This is a genomic window from Vibrio chemaguriensis (assembly GCF_012275705.1).
In the GTDB taxonomy this organism is placed as follows: Bacteria; Pseudomonadota; Gammaproteobacteria; order Enterobacterales; family Vibrionaceae; genus Vibrio; species Vibrio diabolicus.
The window spans coordinates 243,448-259,108 of record NZ_SHOE01000002.1 but is presented as its reverse complement, the minus strand read 5'-3'; the positions used below and the strand labels follow the sequence as shown (position 1 = coordinate 259,108).

The following is a 15,661-nucleotide window of genomic DNA, read 5'->3' as shown; positions in this document are numbered from 1 at the left end:
GTCAGTAATATTTAGCATTTATCAATGCGCCCCAAATCAATAGTAGAAACAGTATGATGTACAAATTTCGTTTTACTAGCGCACTTTTATAATGTGACTTGGTCACTTATTCCGTTCAAATAGTACCGAATTTGAAGTTTATGTACAGGATGAATGTGTCACCGTGGGTTTTAATTCACTGGATTCTTAGTCAAGTTCAGTAGTGTCTGTGAGCGAGTACACCTTCTTTATCATGATGTCGTGTTAAGAAAATATCTCCAATTGCTTTTGATATTTTTTCTCGAGTGCTTCATTACCTGCTGCACGTTCAAGTTGAATCATGAGCTGTAAAGAGGGTTTCTTAACGCCATACATTTGATTAAATCTCATTAATCGAATTCTGGCTTCAGTGTAATTGCCGCTATCAATTTCTAGCTTGGCTAGCTGCAAAATAGATTTTGGCCTATGAGGGTCATGATCAATAGCTCGGGCGAAGTAGTATTTCGCTTTGTCTTTATCTTGTGACTTCAACGCGCAAAATGCGGCGTTTTCATAACTGGCCGGAATGAGATAGTAATAAGGCTGCTCAATGGCTCGATTAAACATTTGATCGGCTTTCTCGAAGTCACCCCGCTTGCAAAGAAAGGTGCCGTAGTTATTGAGCACGTTACCGTTTTTGGTGTGTTGGCGTAGAGAGCGTTTATACATTTGCTCGGCTTTAGCATCTTCGCCAACCGTTTCATAGTAGTGAGCCATCGATAACTGAGCACGATAGTATTGAGGTGCGTGGGTTAAGGCTTGTTGCAAGTTATCATGCGCGCGAATCATATTGCCGCCTTCTAAATAACCTAGGCCAAGTGCGATACGTGATTCTGCCATTGCTACAGGATCGGCTTTAACGACAGGACTACCATCTTCTTTCACCGTCACGCAGCCCACAAGTGCAAACTGAGAGATTAATAGTAGTGCACCGAGCTTTGTTGTTTTCATTCTTTGTCCCTACATCCCTGAATCTCCCAGCATGATATGAATTACGTAGCAAAAGCCTATGGAGGAAAAAACACTATGCGATCAGGTTTGCAAACTGGTATGAAAAAGCCGCCATATGGCGGCTTGGTTCACATATTACATTTAGGCATCATAAGCGCTTTGTTTGCGTGCTTTGAGGTTAATCGTCTTTAGTAAAAGCGTCTTCACTGAAGTGATCAAGATCATAAGGTGTTTGCTGGTAAACGCAGTAGTTCAGCCAGTTTAAAAAGAGGAGATGTCCATGACTTCTCCAACTGGCAATTGGTGGATTATCAGGATTGTTGTTTGGATAGTAGTTGACGGGAATGGCTGGTTCCATGCCTTCGCTCAAATCGCGGATATATTCGTTATGTAAGGTATGCGAATCGTATTCAGGATGCCCAGTAACAAACACATTTCTCTTGTCTTTTGTTGTCGCTAAGTAAACACCTGCAACATCCGATGTGGCTAGGATGTCTAAGTCGGTATGTTCTTCTAAAAAGTGAGGTGAAAAGTCGGCATAGCGTGAATGAGGCGCTAAAAATGTGTCATCAAACCCACGTAACATAGGATGGAATTGATGATGAATCTGGTGATGGTACACGCCTGAAAGTTTTTCTTTACGCGTTTTTTTAGGTAGATCGTAGAGCAACTTCAGCCCTGCTTGTGCTGCCCAGCAGACATAAAGAGTCGATGTCACATGATCTTTTGCCCATTCCATGATGGTTTTTAGGTGGTCCCAATAAATGACATCTTCAAATTGAACCAAACCTAGTGGGGCACCAGTAATGATCATGCCATCGAAGTTTTTATCTCTCACCATTTCAAATTGACGATAAAAAGTATCCAAATGTTCGGTTGGCGTATTTTTGCTTGGGCGGTTATCAATGCGCAATAACTCGACATTGACTTGTAATGGGCTGTTTGAGAGTAGACGCAAAAACTGAGTTTCAGTTTCTATTTTTTTTGGCATCAGATTCAGGATCAGCACTCGTAAAGGACGTATTTCCTGACTCGCAGCACGCGTTTCACTCATTACGAAGATGTTCTCTGTCCTTAGCACATCGGTAGCTGGTAATTGATCTGGAATTCTAATTGGCACGACTTTCTCTCCCTAAGTATAGTCAATCTAGACGTCTATACTTCTAAAGCTAACTTAATTAAGTTTAGATGTCGATACGAAATATGACTTTTCAATCTACTCTTTACATTATGGTAAACCGAGCTCGAAGCTGTCACACAATTGTGACTAGAGCGGAGTTTCTGATGAGATATGTTTGAAACGCTGGTCGTACTATTTGCTGGTAATTATGTGATCACGTTAATATGCGAAAGTGACTTCGTTGTAAGGAAGTCTCAGATTAATGAGCCATACTAAAAACAATCAGCTCACCAATATGCATTAAAGTGTGTATTTGGAAACATCGTCAGTGGAGGACATTATGTTCGGTATTTTTAAAAGAAAGACAAAAATTCAGAGCATCGCTCAAGAGGTTCCTAGCGTACTATTGCGCTTGTTTGGCGATAAAGACACTTATACGCCGAAAGAAATTGATCAAGCCCTTCAAGAACTTGGTTATGATAATAGCAAGGATCTAAGTCATTATCAGTATGCCTATGGAATGTTTGCCAATGAACCTTCTTACGAGCAGTTAGGGTTGACGGATGAGTTAGGTAATTATGGTCACTTTCAACGAGAAGTGGGCAAGATGCTACTCAATACACCAGAGCCAATTGATATGCACATCTACTTTGAAATTGCTCGGCAGCACCAAAAAGCAGGCCTGTCGCTTACTCATCAAGAAGTGAGTGAAAGCGATGGCGTGTGAATGTCTCTATATTCAAGTGATCACGCTGTGAATCCTGCATTTTGAAGCTGCTTGAGTAAGAGGTATTCCATCGAGAGATGAGTTGGGTATAATGCGCGACCTAATTATCCGGACGTGTTGTCGGTTACATTTCTGTTGAGCGTTAATGCCTTATGTTCAAAATGCTTGTCTCTATGCCGCCAATGTTGGCGCTGTCGATCGCGATTGTATGTGAAGTGATTGCCACTTCCTATATTCCCAAAACAGAGCAATTTACGAAAATGATGCCGAGTACAGTCGTTCTGATTGGTTACGGCATTGCTTTCTTCTTGCTTTCCGTCACGGTAAAAACGATGCCTGTTGGGGTTGTTTACGCCATATGGAGTGGGGCGGGTATTGTTTTAGTTGCGACGGTTGGCTACTTTGTTTATGGACAGCGGCTAGATTTGCCGGCGCTTGTTGGCATTGGGTTTATCCTCACTGGTGTGATGATTGTTAACCTGTTATCCAAGACTGTAGGACACGGATAACTAACACAACTTGTGATGCCAAATAAAAAGCCGTAGCGAGAAATTGCTGCGGCTTTTTAATGTCAATCCAATAGTTAACTTACTAGTACCTCAAGCATTTTGCTTTGTTGACGATGTTTTCGATTGCGATACATCACGGCGGCGAACGCTGGGAGGCTAAATGTGATAAACCCTAATATCAGTGCATATGCACCAGTTTTTGCGCTAATTCCTGCTGGCACGTCAAAAGATACAACAATCGTCACCAAGCAACTCATCAAGCCTAATCCTGCCACTAAACACATTCCTATTTTTCCGCCCGCAACTCGAAATGGGCGCTCAATATCTGCGTGTTTGTAGCGTGAGACCAAAAAGCTAACAAAAATACAGATGTACATCACCATATAGAGCTGAGTCATCAGGATATTCAATAACCACATGCCTTGATTGACGTTAGGAACAAAAATGAAAACCAAAGAGAGCACGCTAACAATCGTGCCTTGCAAGAGCAACAATGAGACGGGGGCTTGGTTGCGGTTTTCTTTGGCGAGCGACATCGGCATGAAACTATCTTTTGCGGCAACATGTAGACTTTTCGTTGGGGCGATTATCCAGTTATTCAGGCTTGCAAGCGTGCCAAAAACAATAGCAAGGGCAATGACAGGCAGCAGGAATGAGAGGTGCAGATCATCAAAAAAAGTTTTGAAGGCAAGTATCACTCCTTCACTCAAACTAGAATGATCACTTGAGACGACCGAAGAAATAGACAGTGAGCACGCCGTCAGAGAAACCAAGATTAAGGTTGTGGAGATCAGCAGAGCTTTGGGATAGGCTTTTTGCGGATTTTCTACTTCGCTTGCATAAGAGGTCGTGATTTCAAGGCCTGTAAGTGACAGAACTACCGCAGTAAACCCCGCTCCGATCCCATCTTGAGAAAGGTCCGGCAACCAGTCAGATACGTGGCGAAGCGAGATATGAGACTCACCAGGATGGGTATACGCCCAGTACCCGCCTAATCCGATAATCAATAGAATCGGAAATATCAAACCTAGGGTGCCGAATACATTTGTAATCAGGGAAGAGAGGCGCAAGCCAAAGATATTAACTAAAGTTAACGCCCAAAAAATCACATTAATCATCACCAACATAAACATGTTGTTTTGCGCCAGGTCTGGGAAAAAAGGGTAGGCCCCCGTTGCAACAATGAATGAAATTAACGGTGGATAGTAAACAATATTTTCAGCGTATTGATACCACACGGTGGCAAAGCCAAAGTTTGGCCCTAGTGTTTCTTTGCCCCAAAGATATACACCACCTTGCTTTGGATAAGTGGTACTTAGCTCAGCACACACTAGCGCTGTAGGGACAAAAAAACAGAGTCCAGCAAGTAAGAAGAAAGAAATGGCATGGCTACCAAACAAAGCCGCCCCAGGAATGTTCCTTATGCTGTCGACCGAAGTTATGGTGATCATGATGATAGAGAAAACACTCAATTTAACGGCGGATTTAACGATATTGCTCATTCGATACCTTTAATGGATGAGCGCACAACTTCTAGGCTGTAAAAGTAGCGTGCTACAAGTAAGACTCGCGTATTGTAGATTCCTCATAAATAGTGGGTATATAGCGAAAAACGGTATGTATTTATCCGAAAATGAGCTGAAAACAACGCGCTTTATTTCCATGGGATATAAACGAGTGATATGTCGGATAAATAAACACTTATAGCGATAAATTAGAACCTTTAGGTAAAGGTTTGACTTTCCCCTAAGGTCAAGGAGTACATTAACGCCATATCGAAATGAAACGATGGAGAAACATAATGGGATGCTGTAACCAAGCGCCAAAAGGTGGCACCGGAAAGTTGTCTTACTTGTTCAGGGTAATGGTTATCATGTTTATTGTTATTTTCATGATAGCTGCATTATGGGGTTAAAAAAACACCATTATCTAGCGCATTGAAAACACAAAGTTATGTTTGTCCAAACTTTATGAAAGTGCGGTAGATTAATCACTCCAATCGATGTTAACGTGGTGATTCATCTTTGCTGCTTTTTCATCCCCCTACATATTTCTGCAAAGTTCTTATTGTGTAGTGTGTCGAAGAACCATAGAATCCGCGCGCTTTAATTTATGTTATTAGCGCTATCAATGATAAAAGTGCAGTCCATTATCATTGTTTTTATCACTTATAGATGGGCACATCTGACAATACTCACATGAATAAATACCAAAAGCCTGAATTCAAGGCTGAATTTCTTTTGCCTCGTTACTGGGGAACCTTAATTATCATCAGCGTAATGTACTTACTCAGTCTCCTTCCTTTCAAAGTTCAGTTAGCATTAGGACGTGGCATTGGCCGTTTAGCTATGCGAATCATGAAAAAACGTCAAGTTACGATTAGGCGCAATCTTGAACTTTGCTTTCCTCAGATGGAAGAATGCCAACGCGAAGCAATTTTAAAAGACAATATCGACAATACAGGTATTGCGCTATTTGAGACCGCGATGGCATGGTTTTGGTCTGATAAACGGGTAAACAAACACGTTACGATAAAAGGAATGGAGCACCTCGAGGCTTTAGAAAAATCAGGCAAGGGGGCATTAATGTTGGCCGTACACTCGATGAACTTAGAGTTAGGTGCTCGTGCTTTTGGCATTAAAAAGTCTGGAACTGGTGTTTATCGTCCAAACAACAATCCTTGTTTTGATTACTTTCAATACAAGGGGCGTTCTCGCTCTAATCGTACGCTTATTGACCGCAAGAACGTTAAAGCCATGCTTGAAGCGCTTAGAACGGGTGAGCGGGTCTGGTATGCACCGGATCATGATTATGGAAACCGACGCTCAACGTTTGCGCCATTATTTGCCGTTAAAAATGCTTGCACGACGACAGGTACAAGTCTGCTGGTTGATTCGACAGATTGTGCCATCGTGCCTTTTACGATGGTAAGAGGAAAAGACGGACACTATACCTTGACGATTAGTGCGCCAGTCGACGGTTTCCCGAAAGAAGATCCTCAAGGTGCGGCAGTTTTCGTGAATAAGATAGTTGAAACGTCAATCATGGCAAGTCCGAGCCAATATATGTGGCTTCACCGTCGGTTTAAAACCAGACCTGAAGGCGAGGATTGTTTGTACAAGCCCAGACTTATCCCTAGCTTGGCATAGCATAGAAAGAGCTTAAAAAAGCCCAAGGAACATACAAACCTTGGGCTTTTACGTTCTATTCTTTTTCTATTTACAAGTAGCGGCCTTTTAGGTGCGCTTGGAAGTGCTTAGCATTTAGTGTTTCACCCGTTGCTTCTCTTACGAGATCATCTGTTGTTAATAAGCTACCTTTACTCCAGATGTTCTTCGACAGCCAATCGAATATCGGCGTCAGATCGCCAGAGCGAATAACCGCGTCCACATCTACTGTTTGCTTCATTGCGGCCATGAACTGGGCTGCGTACATCGCACCGAGAGTGTAAGACGGGAAATATCCAAAACTTCCATCTGTCCAATGAATGTCCTGCATACAGCCGTTTTTGAAATTTCCTTCCGTTGAGAGTCCCAAATACGCTTTCATTTTTTCGTTCCAGAGCTCTGGTACGTCTGTATGCTTGATGGCACCGTTAATAAGATCACGTTCAATTTCGTATCGAAGAATAACGTGGGCAGGGTATGTTAATTCGTCCGCATCTACGCGAATAAAGCCTTTCTCTACTCGAGTGTAGATTTTGGCTAGATTGTCTTTTTCAAATTCATCCCCAGAAAAATGCTTGGAAGCCATGTGAGCAAGGTGGTCGATAAATGCGTTGTTTCGTCCTATTTGCATTTCAAAGAAGAGCGACTGTGACTCATGAATTCCCATAGAGCGGGCTTGACCAGCTGGTGTTCCTGCTAAATCTTTTGGTAGCCCTTGCTCGTATCTGGCATGGCCAGTTTCGTGGACGATCCCCATCAATGATTGGACAAACTCGCTTTCATCATAACGTGTTGTAATACGCACATCTGTTGGCACACCGCCACAAAATGGGTGGACACTTTCATCAAGCCGGCCGTGTTCAAAATCGAATTGAAGTAGCTTCATGACTTCCAGTCCCAGCGCTTTTTGTTTTTCCGCAGGGTAGTACGCAGTTGGCAATAAGATGTTGTCTGATTGCTGTTTTTCAAGCGCTTCGTCTATCAAGGAAGGTAGCCACGTTTTTACGTCAGCAAAAAGCGTGTCTAACGATGCAGACGTTGTGCCTGGTTCATAAATATCAAGCATGGCATCGTAAGGCGTTGTGCCGTTTGCTTCGGCTCTAATTTGCGCTTCTTCTTGCGATAGTTTGACGACTTCTGCCCAGTTCTTTTCAAAGCCAGACCAGTCATTTTCTCCGCGTTGCGTACGCCATGCATGTTCACATTTGGAGCCAGCAAGAGATTGAGCTTGAACTAATGATTCTGGTAGCAAGTTAGCTTGTTGCCATTCACGTTTCATTTCTCGTAGGATGGACTTTTCACTTGCAGATAGCGTCTCTTTTTCTGCCTGAGCGAAAAGCTCGCCCAAGTGTGGCTGAGTCATCAATGAGTGGATGTGTACATCAAGTTCTGCCATAGCATTGGAGCGCGCTTTAGCGCCACCAGATGGCATGACCGCTGCTTGGTCCCAACCTATGATGGAAGAGAGGTGCTCAAAGTTTGCCACTTTTTTGGAATGTTCAATGAGTTTTGTAAATGCTTTCATGTGACTACTCTTATTTTTTTGTTCTTTCCCTAAACACCCGATAACGGGTCCTTTACGTCGAGTTGCACGAAACAACCTGCGTTAATTTACTAATAATTAACAATTAATCTTCACTCATTGTCCATAAATTCACTCAGTTGTATAGCTCTCTTAAAAAAGAAGCTTGCGAATCTCGTGGATTGACGGTATTGATGACGGATTAACAATTAATTATCACGATAATATGGATATCTTGAATTTTGAGGCATTTATTATTGCCATCACTATTTTAACGCTAACGCCGGGTTTAGATACGGCCCTTGTTATCCGTAATACCAGTCGCGCGGGTTTAAAAGACGGATGTACAACCAGTTTAGGGATTTGCTTTGGCTTATTTGTGCATGCTTTCTTTTCAGCGGTTGGAATTTCGGCCATTCTGGCGCAATCTGCAGAGTTGTTCCAAATCGTAAAAATGATTGGTGCAGCTTATCTTATTTGGCTTGGTCTGAGCAGTTTAAAAGCCCTGATGGCGTCGAAGAATGGTTTGTCAGTGACTGAGCAGGTTCATGAAGTGTTTAATGGCAAACGCTCTTTTAGAGAGGGCTTTCTTTCTAACGTCTTGAACCCAAAAACGGCAGTTTTCTACTTGGCGTTCTTGCCACAGTTTGTGAATCCAGAAGGTTCTCCTTTGCTTCAATCAATGATGATGGCATCCGTGCACTTTATTATTGCGATGGTTTGGCAGTGTGGTTTGGCTGGCGCACTTAACTCAGCTAAGAGCCTGTTAAAGAATGCGAGCTTTATGAAGTGGATGGAAGGGGCGACGGGCGCTGTCTTAGTCGCACTTGGCGTAAAGTTATTGATTGAAAAGCCCGTGTAATGCGCAATATTTACCACCTTTTGATATTGCTCGTTGTGTTTATTACTGGCGTGGTTGGTGCCATTGTTTGGCAGACATGGCCACAGGTACAGTTTGCGCAACGTGGCATGACCTGGTCTTGGCACTGGGGCTATTTCGAGCCATTTTCCAATGGAATACAACAGACGCGAACTCAAGATACGAAACAGCTATTACTTCGACGTGTGTATATGAATGACGGTATTGTCGTTTTTGTCTCGACAACAGTGGACAATAAATTTGAAGTTGATGTTGTAAAAGAGCAAAGTTGCGAACCTAAAACGACAACTTGGGCTTCAGTATCCGTCAACCATCAACGCATGAGACATGTGCCGATGGTTTGTGATGCACTGGGGCAGAGCTACTTTTATCGCTACATCGGGAAGCATCTTGAATCGATTGAAGTTGGGGTTGGAGATTCGTTCGTGACAGAGGCGTTTTCAGACTGGCCGCTATCAGAGCTGAAGTCGGATCAATTCAAGCAAAAAAATGCGAAGTTTTTTCAAGAACGTGGAGAAAATGTTGAGCATCGATGGTTGAGAGATTAACCGCTTAGCTTAAGATAAAATAAAGCCCGCTGAATACCAGCGGGCTTTATGTTTTTACCATTTCCAATTTACTTTCAGCGATTGACGGTTCATTACTGAACACTTGTCATGTCACTAAGCTTTTACTGCTTCAATTTCATCAGATTGCGATGCTGAGCTAAAGAACAGCTTGGTTTCTGCCAGTACGACGTGACGCAGTGCGATCAAACCGATTAGGTTAGGAATCGCCATCAGACCATTTACGATATCGGCGAGTAGCCAAATCATGTCTAGATGGAGGAACGCGCCTGATGCCACCAAACCAACGAAAATCAGCTTATAAGGAAGCACCGCTTTTGTACCAAAGAGGAACACAACGCAACGCTCACCGTAGTAGTTCCATCCAAGAATGGTTGTGAATGCAAAAAACATCAAACCAATTGAAACCAGCATTGGGCCAAATGTATCCGCATTCAAACCTACCGCAAAGGCATGAGTCGTCATTGCTGCACCAGAAAAGTCGCTTTGCCATGCGCCAGTAAGGATCAAGGCTAGGCCCGTCATGGTACAAATAATGATGGTATCAAAGAAGGTACCTGTCATTGAAATCAGGCCTTGTTTCACACAAGAGTCTGTTTTCGCTGCCGCTGCTGCCATAGGCGCGCTACCCAAACCAGATTCGTTTGAGAATACGCCACGAGCGATACCTGATTGGATTGCCAGCATGATACTTGCACCTAAGAAACCGCCGGTCGCTGCTGTTGATGTAAATGCTGAGACCAACACTAATTCAACGGCGTTGACCAATTGGTCTGCATTCATGATGATCACGCTTAGACACGCCAACACATAAAATACAGCCATGGTAGGAACCACTTTTCCTGCAACGTTAGCAATGGATTTGATGCCACCCAAAGTCACGAAAGCAACCAAAAGAGTCAGTACAAAGGCAGAGAGCTCACGGTCAACACCGAGAGATATCTCACTTGCATCCAGAATCGCGTTTACTTGTGGAAACGTACCAATACCAAAACAAGCAACACCCAAAGCAAACACTGCAAACATGATCGCGAGGGCTTTTGAGCCAACACCGTATTGCAGATAGTACATCGGGCCACCAATCATTTGGCCTTTATCATCGACTCTTCGGTATTTAACCGCTAACAAACATTCGGCGTATTTAGTCGCCATTCCGAAAAGGGCGGCGAGCCACATCCAGAATAGGGCACCTGGTCCACCAAGTTTGATCGCGGTGGCAACACCAACAATGTTACCAGTACCAATCGTTGCTGAGAGCGCAGTACAAAGTGCTGCAAAGCTAGAAACGTCACCTTGTTTATCAGATGGCTTATCTTTACTGAATACCATCGCTAGCGCTGTTGGGAGATGTTTAAACTGGATCAAGCCGAGGCTAAAAGTGAAGTAAACACCGGTACCCACTAGCAAAATAAGCAGTGGTGGACCCCAGACAAAATTATCGATGGTTTGTAGTAAAGATTGTAGGTCGTTCATGATTTCCCCTTAATAAAACAACTAATAAGGAGAAGAGGGAAAGGACGAGATCAACGATCTCTAAAAGAACTAAGCTATTGGTTGTAGGCGGGAAGGCCAAGCAAAATAGTTAGGTTGTAACTTTCCACTCCTCTGTCCTTTTGCCTGAGAGTTTCACCTTGCGTGAGTGCAAGACTTGCTCCTTCGGCGACCGATTTAACGGTTCTCTCCAGAGGTTCCTCCAACTACAGTCCCCGCTACCTAGGTAGCACCTGAAATAGTTAATTCTTCGGCGAGTTATGCTAATCAAATGTTAAAATTTGATTAATAACCACTCTCCTGCAGTCTTCATCGGAACAATTACTCAATTAAATGAGTAAAGGTTAGTTAATGATGCTGGTCATCATTAACGTGTGAACTCTATCATGTTTTTGGTCCATTTCAACACCCTATGTCAATTTATTTTCAACGAAATAACCCCACTTAATTTTCACGAAGCTATGTTTACCCAAGTTTTTTGTGTGAGTAACTGCAAAAACAAAACTTATTGGGCTAGGGAATAGAACCAAGAACACACTTCAGAACGATAAATGTGTTTCGATTATTACGGCATAAGTTATTCAATTGAGAACACAAATTTGATTAAAATCGAAGCACTTATTTTAAAATCTACGCTAAGTTGACCTTATGGGGCGTATAAATGAGTTACAATAAATCTTTGTGAAACCGTCTATGGACCTAGGCAGTTTTTCATAAGTGGACAAGGAGGCGGTATGACCAGATTATTAGCCATTGCGGTGTTGATTGCAGTAGCATTTGTGCTGTTTCGTTATCGAACCAATGAAAAAGTCCAAAAAGCGACCGTTATAACATTAATTGGCGCCTTTCTGATTTATACAGCATCGATTATGTTTGCGGAATTGATCCGCTAGCAAAGTAAAAGAGTCCTTGGAGTAGTATACGGTGAGTTCTCAGAACAAGATGGAAGAACAAGACGACGTTGTTGTCATTGAAGAGCGTGACAAACGTACTCATATCTATATCGCGATTGCTGCGGTATTAGGCTTGGCATTTGGTGGCCTTGTTGGTTCGATTGTCACTGCGAACAAGTGGGAATCGACTTATCATGTGCTAGAAGAAAAATACCAAGCGTTGACGCAAGATAAAACGCAGTTGGTGTCTCAAGTAAAAGTGCGCGAAGAAGCGCTCGACCAAGAAATACAAGATAAAGTCACTGAACTGCTCGCTGCGAAAGATGAAGCGCACGAGAAAGCGCTTAAGAAGTTACAAAAGCAATTGACTGAGGTCGAGAAAGTTAACCTGTCGCTAGAGTCTCAATTGAAACAACAGGCAGATAAGATCAATACGACAAAATCAGAAAATGAGAAGCTGAGTCGTCAAGCGGATATGCAAGCGACTATCTTTGAACGATCGCGCGAGGTGTTTCAAAAAGAGCTGAAAATTTCGCAAGAATTGGAGTCTCTAGAGAAAGAAAGGGCGAAACTATTGCCTAAGATCGAGAAACTCAAAAAAGAGTGTGATGTATTTTTGGAAGGTAAATCTTGGGACGTGAAATCGGACGCGTGTGATAAACACGATGAAGCCAATTCACGACTAAGTCAGGTCGATCAAATGATTGAAGTTTATAAAATGGATCTCAAGCAAATCAAAGCAATAACTGAAGATATCGGCCTCTAGATCTTTTATACCTGATTTTGGAAAGTAAAAGGAGCTCTTTAAGAGCTCCTTTTTCGTTGCTAGCTTTAAACTCGGGAGCTAACGTTTATTCTTAGATACGCGAGGCGTCATAGCCTGAAGCAAGCAGCAATTCTCGCTCATGTTTAATCAGTTGGGCGCGATCTTCAATCAGCTCATTGAGAGCTAGTGAGGGCTTGCCTGCTAAAGCCTTGAACGACTCAAAAGATTCCGCGGTGTCGATTTTATCAATCATCTGACTGATGACATTACGAGCCTCACACGGGTTACTCGTAGTGGTAAAGTATTCCACTTGCTTTGCTGCCGATTTCATCTCTGTCAACAGCTCAAGTGGGCTGCTCTCTTTTGCTACCGCCATGTAGTTATCCAGCACGCGCTTTGCGTAAAGCAGTTCTTTGAGGGGGATATCTCTTCCACTCTCGATTAGAGATTCGCTAAGGATCATACTTGAGCTCATGGGCATTCCTTCTTATATACAACGCAGCTTTTGATGTTTCCCTGAGTCTAATTTATTGAAGTCACATTGGGAATGGGTAAAAAGCATTTTTAACGCATTTTTATTCACTAATGAAAACGCGAATGCGATGTTTATCCGGATCGGTAGCCACAAAATTTAAGCCATACACCGAAGTCATTGGTGGTTGAGCAAACTCAACGCCCATGTTTTTCCAACTGTTGTAAACGTGCTCTAACGTATGGCGGTTACGCACTGCAAATGTTAACTCGGTGCCACCACCTTTGATGTCGCTGGAAGGGGAAAGAACATCACTTTGCTTGAGTGTCAGTTTTAAGCCATTTGCGAGTGGCATAGAAGCAAATGTTGGAGACAAAAACGTGACCTCATAATCAAACAGTTTCGAGTAAAAAGCTTGGCTTACGTGGATGTCCTCAACATAGAGGACGAATGAATTGATAGTTAGCATGGTCTGTTTCTCAATTTACTAGAAGTATGAGGTTGAATCTAACGGAAGGCTAAGACAGGTTTTGTCAGTAGAAGATTCGAAGGAGAGTGTAAGAATAAAGAAAGGAGCCAGTTGGCTCCCTTTTCACTGAATCAGCGGATATTAGTTGGTACGTTTCGAAGCGTACCAGTTGTTTTGATACGCCTTAGATGCAAACAATGCGTTTGCTTTTGCGCGTTCAATAACGGATTCATCGACTTCTAGCGGTTTCATGGTTTGGCTTTCAAAGTCGTACGCCAGGGTCGATACTTTTTCACCAGGAGAAAGCACAACTAGGTTGTCACGCGTTAAATAACCAAAGTTTTTGTCGTATTGCATCATTGCGCGTTCATCTTCGCGAGCCAGTGGTTTCGTTAAATCACGACCAATCATCGGCGTTTTGGCGTCTACGCCAATAAGAGACAACAGCGTAGGCGGCATATCTATGTTGTTTGCGATACGGTCATCTTTACGTGGTTGAATGTCTTTACCAATGATCAAGGCAGGAATGTGGAAATGCTTAACCGGAACCAAGTTAGCGCCAGACACGCGGGCATCGTGGTCTGCAATGACAATGAAAATAGTATCATCCCAGTAGGATGAGTTTTTCGCCTTTTCAAAGAACGTACCCAAAGCGTAATCTGAATATTTCACCGCGTTGTTACGCGTCATGTGTTCGGAATCGTATGGCTCAATTTTACCTTTCGGATACTCATAAGGACTGTGATTGCTTGACGTAAAAACTAAGCTGAAAAAAGGTTTGTCGCTTTTTGAAAGACGTTCAAACTCTTCGTCTGCTTTGTTGTATAAATCTTCATCACTGACCCCCCAAGAGCCAACAAAGCTTGGGTTATTGTAATCATCTTCTTCGACGATTTGATCAAAACCATTACCGAAGAAGAAGGTTTTCATGTTATCGAAGTTTGCTTCACCGCCATAAATAAATTGCGTGTGATAGCCTTGTGCTTTGAGTAAGTCTGCGATGGTAAAGAAGCCTGTTTGGCTTTTGCTTAGTTTCACCACTGCGCGAGAAGGGGATGGTGGAAAACCCGTGGTTACGGCTTCGATACCACGAACAGAACGAGTACCCGTTGCGTACATTTGCGTGAACTGCCAACCTTCAGCCATGAGTTCATCCAGGTTTGGCGTAAGAGGCAGACCTCCCAAAGAACCCACAAATTGCGCTCCTAAGCTCTCTTGTAGCAAGATCACTAAGTTCTTACGTTTACCATGGTAAGTCGCGGGGTTACTGTTCATGGTTGGAAGCAATGTTGGATCAAAGTCGGACTTTTTTGACGAAGCGCGAACTAGCTCCAGCATCTTTTGATTATCCATCTTGCCGTAGAACTGCTCTGCGCTTTTTTCTGACTTCATGCTGTTGACAGCAAACAGCAGTGAGTAAGATGAGTTTAATGCTAAGTCGTTAAGCAGTGGATCGTTAGAAAACGCCACCATGGCTGGGTTTAGTGGGCGGTGGCCTAAAGACGAGCGTGCGCCTGCAACACCAAGAAGCACAACAAAAATGGCTAATAGTGGGCGCCATTTCCAGTTGATCTGCTGTGCATTGTCGGTCAGTTTTTTGCTCCACTTCCAACCCAAAACTAGAGTTAATGCCGTGCCTAACGCGCCAATAAACAGCTCTAGCTTATAGCCAGTCCAAAGCATGCCCATGACTTCTTTCGGATAGATAAGGTATTCCACAAACAGACGGTTTGGGCGTAGGTCATATTCTTGAATGAATGGTGCCGTTGCCAGTTCCATGTACACGAGAATCCAAAGCCCTAAAACCATCCATATGCGCAATATCCATTTCCAGTATTGCCCAATCTTGCCGTTTAATGGCATTAGGGCTGAAAGCAGTGCAGGGAGGATGAATAACCAGCACAATGTTGCAATGTCTACGCGTAAGCCTTGGCCTAGGATGTAAATTAAGTCGTTGAAAGAGTCAATTCGATCAAGTTGCCAAAAGGCGAGCAAAACGCGTGAGATAGACAAAAATATAAGTGAAAACAAAGAAAAAGCAGCAATTGGCTGCAAAGGCCCCCACACAGAGCCCTTAGATAAGTTTTTCATATTTATTCGAATAGTTTAA

General features: G+C 43.0%; 15 protein-coding genes and 1 riboswitch. Of the genes, 7 read left to right on the top strand and 8 right to left on the bottom strand.

Translation table 11 applies throughout. From position 1 onward, the window contains the following. Positions 1 to 243: 243 nt before the first annotated feature. Both pilW and metA read right to left on the bottom strand, forming a co-directional pair. Positions 244 to 969 carry a type IV pilus biogenesis/stability protein PilW gene (gene pilW, locus EX191_RS03440; RefSeq protein WP_109168405.1) on the bottom strand — a complete coding sequence of 242 codons (726 nt, stop codon included), beginning with the start codon at positions 967 to 969 and terminating at the stop codon, positions 244 to 246. Between the two features lie 178 nt (positions 970 to 1,147). Next, complete coding sequence (gene metA, locus EX191_RS03435) at positions 1,148 to 2,089, bottom strand: homoserine O-acetyltransferase MetA (RefSeq protein ID WP_006741610.1); 942 nt, start codon at positions 2,087 to 2,089, stop codon at positions 1,148 to 1,150. A 340-nt stretch (positions 2,090 to 2,429) separates the two neighbouring features. On the opposite strand from metA, the gene EX191_RS03430 reads away from it, so the two are divergent. Together EX191_RS03430 and EX191_RS03425 are read left to right on the top strand one after the other, a co-directional pair. Then, positions 2,430 to 2,816 carry a DUF6559 family protein gene (locus EX191_RS03430; RefSeq protein WP_182036544.1) on the top strand — a complete coding sequence of 129 codons (387 nt, stop codon included), beginning with the start codon at positions 2,430 to 2,432 and terminating at the stop codon, positions 2,814 to 2,816. Positions 2,817 to 2,989: 173 nt separating this feature from the next. Continuing rightward, entirely contained in the window at positions 2,990 to 3,325 is a 336-nt protein-coding gene (locus EX191_RS03425) for a DMT family transporter (protein ID WP_065646842.1), read from the top strand. Between the two features lie 74 nt (positions 3,326 to 3,399). On the opposite strand, the gene EX191_RS03420 is transcribed toward EX191_RS03425, so the two are convergent. Then, entirely contained in the window at positions 3,400 to 4,827 is a 1,428-nt protein-coding gene (locus tag EX191_RS03420; RefSeq protein WP_150918594.1) for an APC family permease, read from the bottom strand. A 696-nt stretch (positions 4,828 to 5,523) separates the two neighbouring features. Here EX191_RS03420 and EX191_RS03415 point away from each other — a divergent pair. Then, positions 5,524 to 6,474 (top strand): LpxL/LpxP family Kdo(2)-lipid IV(A) lauroyl/palmitoleoyl acyltransferase, encoded by a 951-nt coding sequence (locus EX191_RS03415; RefSeq protein ID WP_041853039.1) that lies wholly within the window; start codon positions 5,524 to 5,526, stop codon positions 6,472 to 6,474. 70 nt (positions 6,475 to 6,544) lie between these two features. Here the strand turns inward: EX191_RS03415 and EX191_RS03410 are convergent, their stop codons facing one another. Further along, positions 6,545 to 8,017, bottom strand: a complete 1,473-nt coding sequence (locus tag EX191_RS03410; RefSeq protein ID WP_193447138.1) for a carboxypeptidase M32 — start codon at positions 8,015 to 8,017, stop codon at positions 6,545 to 6,547. A gap of 223 nt (positions 8,018 to 8,240) precedes the next feature. Between EX191_RS03410 and EX191_RS03405 the strand changes: the two genes are divergently transcribed. Next, entirely contained in the window at positions 8,241 to 8,876 is a 636-nt protein-coding gene (locus EX191_RS03405; protein WP_047008704.1) for a LysE family translocator, read from the top strand. Beyond that, positions 8,876 to 9,442, top strand: a complete 567-nt coding sequence (locus EX191_RS03400; protein ID WP_193447137.1) for a threonine transporter RhtB — start codon at positions 8,876 to 8,878, stop codon at positions 9,440 to 9,442. The genes EX191_RS03405 and EX191_RS03400 overlap by 1 nt, the downstream gene beginning before the upstream one ends. 114 nt (positions 9,443 to 9,556) lie before the next feature. On the opposite strand, the gene EX191_RS03395 is transcribed toward EX191_RS03400, so the two are convergent. Next, the gene (locus tag EX191_RS03395) at positions 9,557 to 10,933 is read right to left on the bottom strand and encodes an alanine/glycine:cation symporter family protein (RefSeq protein ID WP_193447136.1); all 1,377 of its coding nucleotides are present in this window, start codon (positions 10,931 to 10,933) and stop codon (positions 9,557 to 9,559) included. A 122-nt stretch (positions 10,934 to 11,055) separates the two neighbouring features. After that, a riboswitch (glycine riboswitch) is annotated at positions 11,056 to 11,155 on the bottom strand. Positions 11,156 to 11,685: 530 nt separating this feature from the next. On the opposite strand from EX191_RS03395, the gene EX191_RS03390 reads away from it, so the two are divergent. Together EX191_RS03390 and EX191_RS03385 are read left to right on the top strand one after the other, a co-directional pair. Further along, complete coding sequence (locus EX191_RS03390) at positions 11,686 to 11,844, top strand: hypothetical protein (protein ID WP_005377784.1); 159 nt, start codon at positions 11,686 to 11,688, stop codon at positions 11,842 to 11,844. 31 nt (positions 11,845 to 11,875) lie between these two features. Beyond that, positions 11,876 to 12,610, top strand: a complete 735-nt coding sequence (locus EX191_RS03385) for a hypothetical protein (protein WP_046874891.1) — start codon at positions 11,876 to 11,878, stop codon at positions 12,608 to 12,610. 91 nt (positions 12,611 to 12,701) lie between these two features. Here EX191_RS03385 and EX191_RS03380 read toward each other — a convergent pair whose 3' ends face one another. The 3 genes from EX191_RS03380 to EX191_RS03370 all read right to left on the bottom strand — a co-directional run bounded on the left by EX191_RS03380 (position 12,702) and on the right by EX191_RS03370 (position 15,642). Then, on the bottom strand, positions 12,702 to 13,085 hold the full coding sequence (locus EX191_RS03380) for a hypothetical protein (protein WP_005393414.1): 384 nt from the start codon (positions 13,083 to 13,085) through the stop codon (positions 12,702 to 12,704). Between the two features lie 100 nt (positions 13,086 to 13,185). After that, complete coding sequence (locus EX191_RS03375) at positions 13,186 to 13,551, bottom strand: VOC family protein (protein WP_193447133.1); 366 nt, start codon at positions 13,549 to 13,551, stop codon at positions 13,186 to 13,188. Between the two features lie 141 nt (positions 13,552 to 13,692). Beyond that, a complete protein-coding gene (locus tag EX191_RS03370; RefSeq protein WP_193447132.1) occupies positions 13,693 to 15,642 on the bottom strand; it encodes an LTA synthase family protein in 1,950 nt (649 codons plus the stop codon). Between the last annotated feature and the right edge of the window lie 19 nt (positions 15,643 to 15,661).

Coding starts and splice junctions, on each gene's coding strand:
- pilW (WP_109168405.1), bottom strand. CDS start 969: ATGAAAACAACAAAGCTCGGTGCACTACTATTAATCTCTCAGTTTGCA.
- EX191_RS03405 (WP_047008704.1), top strand. CDS start 8,241: ATGGATATCTTGAATTTTGAGGCATTTATTATTGCCATCACTATTTTA.
- EX191_RS03425 (WP_065646842.1), top strand. CDS start 2,990: ATGCCGCCAATGTTGGCGCTGTCGATCGCGATTGTATGTGAAGTGATT.
- EX191_RS03375 (WP_193447133.1), bottom strand. CDS start 13,551: ATGCTAACTATCAATTCATTCGTCCTCTATGTTGAGGACATCCACGTA.
- EX191_RS03400 (WP_193447137.1), top strand. CDS start 8,876: ATGCGCAATATTTACCACCTTTTGATATTGCTCGTTGTGTTTATTACT.
- EX191_RS03430 (WP_182036544.1), top strand. CDS start 2,430: ATGTTCGGTATTTTTAAAAGAAAGACAAAAATTCAGAGCATCGCTCAA.
- EX191_RS03380 (WP_005393414.1), bottom strand. CDS start 13,085: ATGAGCTCAAGTATGATCCTTAGCGAATCTCTAATCGAGAGTGGAAGA.
- EX191_RS03410 (WP_193447138.1), bottom strand. CDS start 8,017: ATGAAAGCATTTACAAAACTCATTGAACATTCCAAAAAAGTGGCAAAC.
- EX191_RS03370 (WP_193447132.1), bottom strand. CDS start 15,642: ATGAAAAACTTATCTAAGGGCTCTGTGTGGGGGCCTTTGCAGCCAATT.
- EX191_RS03415 (WP_041853039.1), top strand. CDS start 5,524: ATGAATAAATACCAAAAGCCTGAATTCAAGGCTGAATTTCTTTTGCCT.
- EX191_RS03395 (WP_193447136.1), bottom strand. CDS start 10,933: ATGAACGACCTACAATCTTTACTACAAACCATCGATAATTTTGTCTGG.
- EX191_RS03390 (WP_005377784.1), top strand. CDS start 11,686: ATGACCAGATTATTAGCCATTGCGGTGTTGATTGCAGTAGCATTTGTG.
- EX191_RS03420 (WP_150918594.1), bottom strand. CDS start 4,827: ATGAGCAATATCGTTAAATCCGCCGTTAAATTGAGTGTTTTCTCTATC.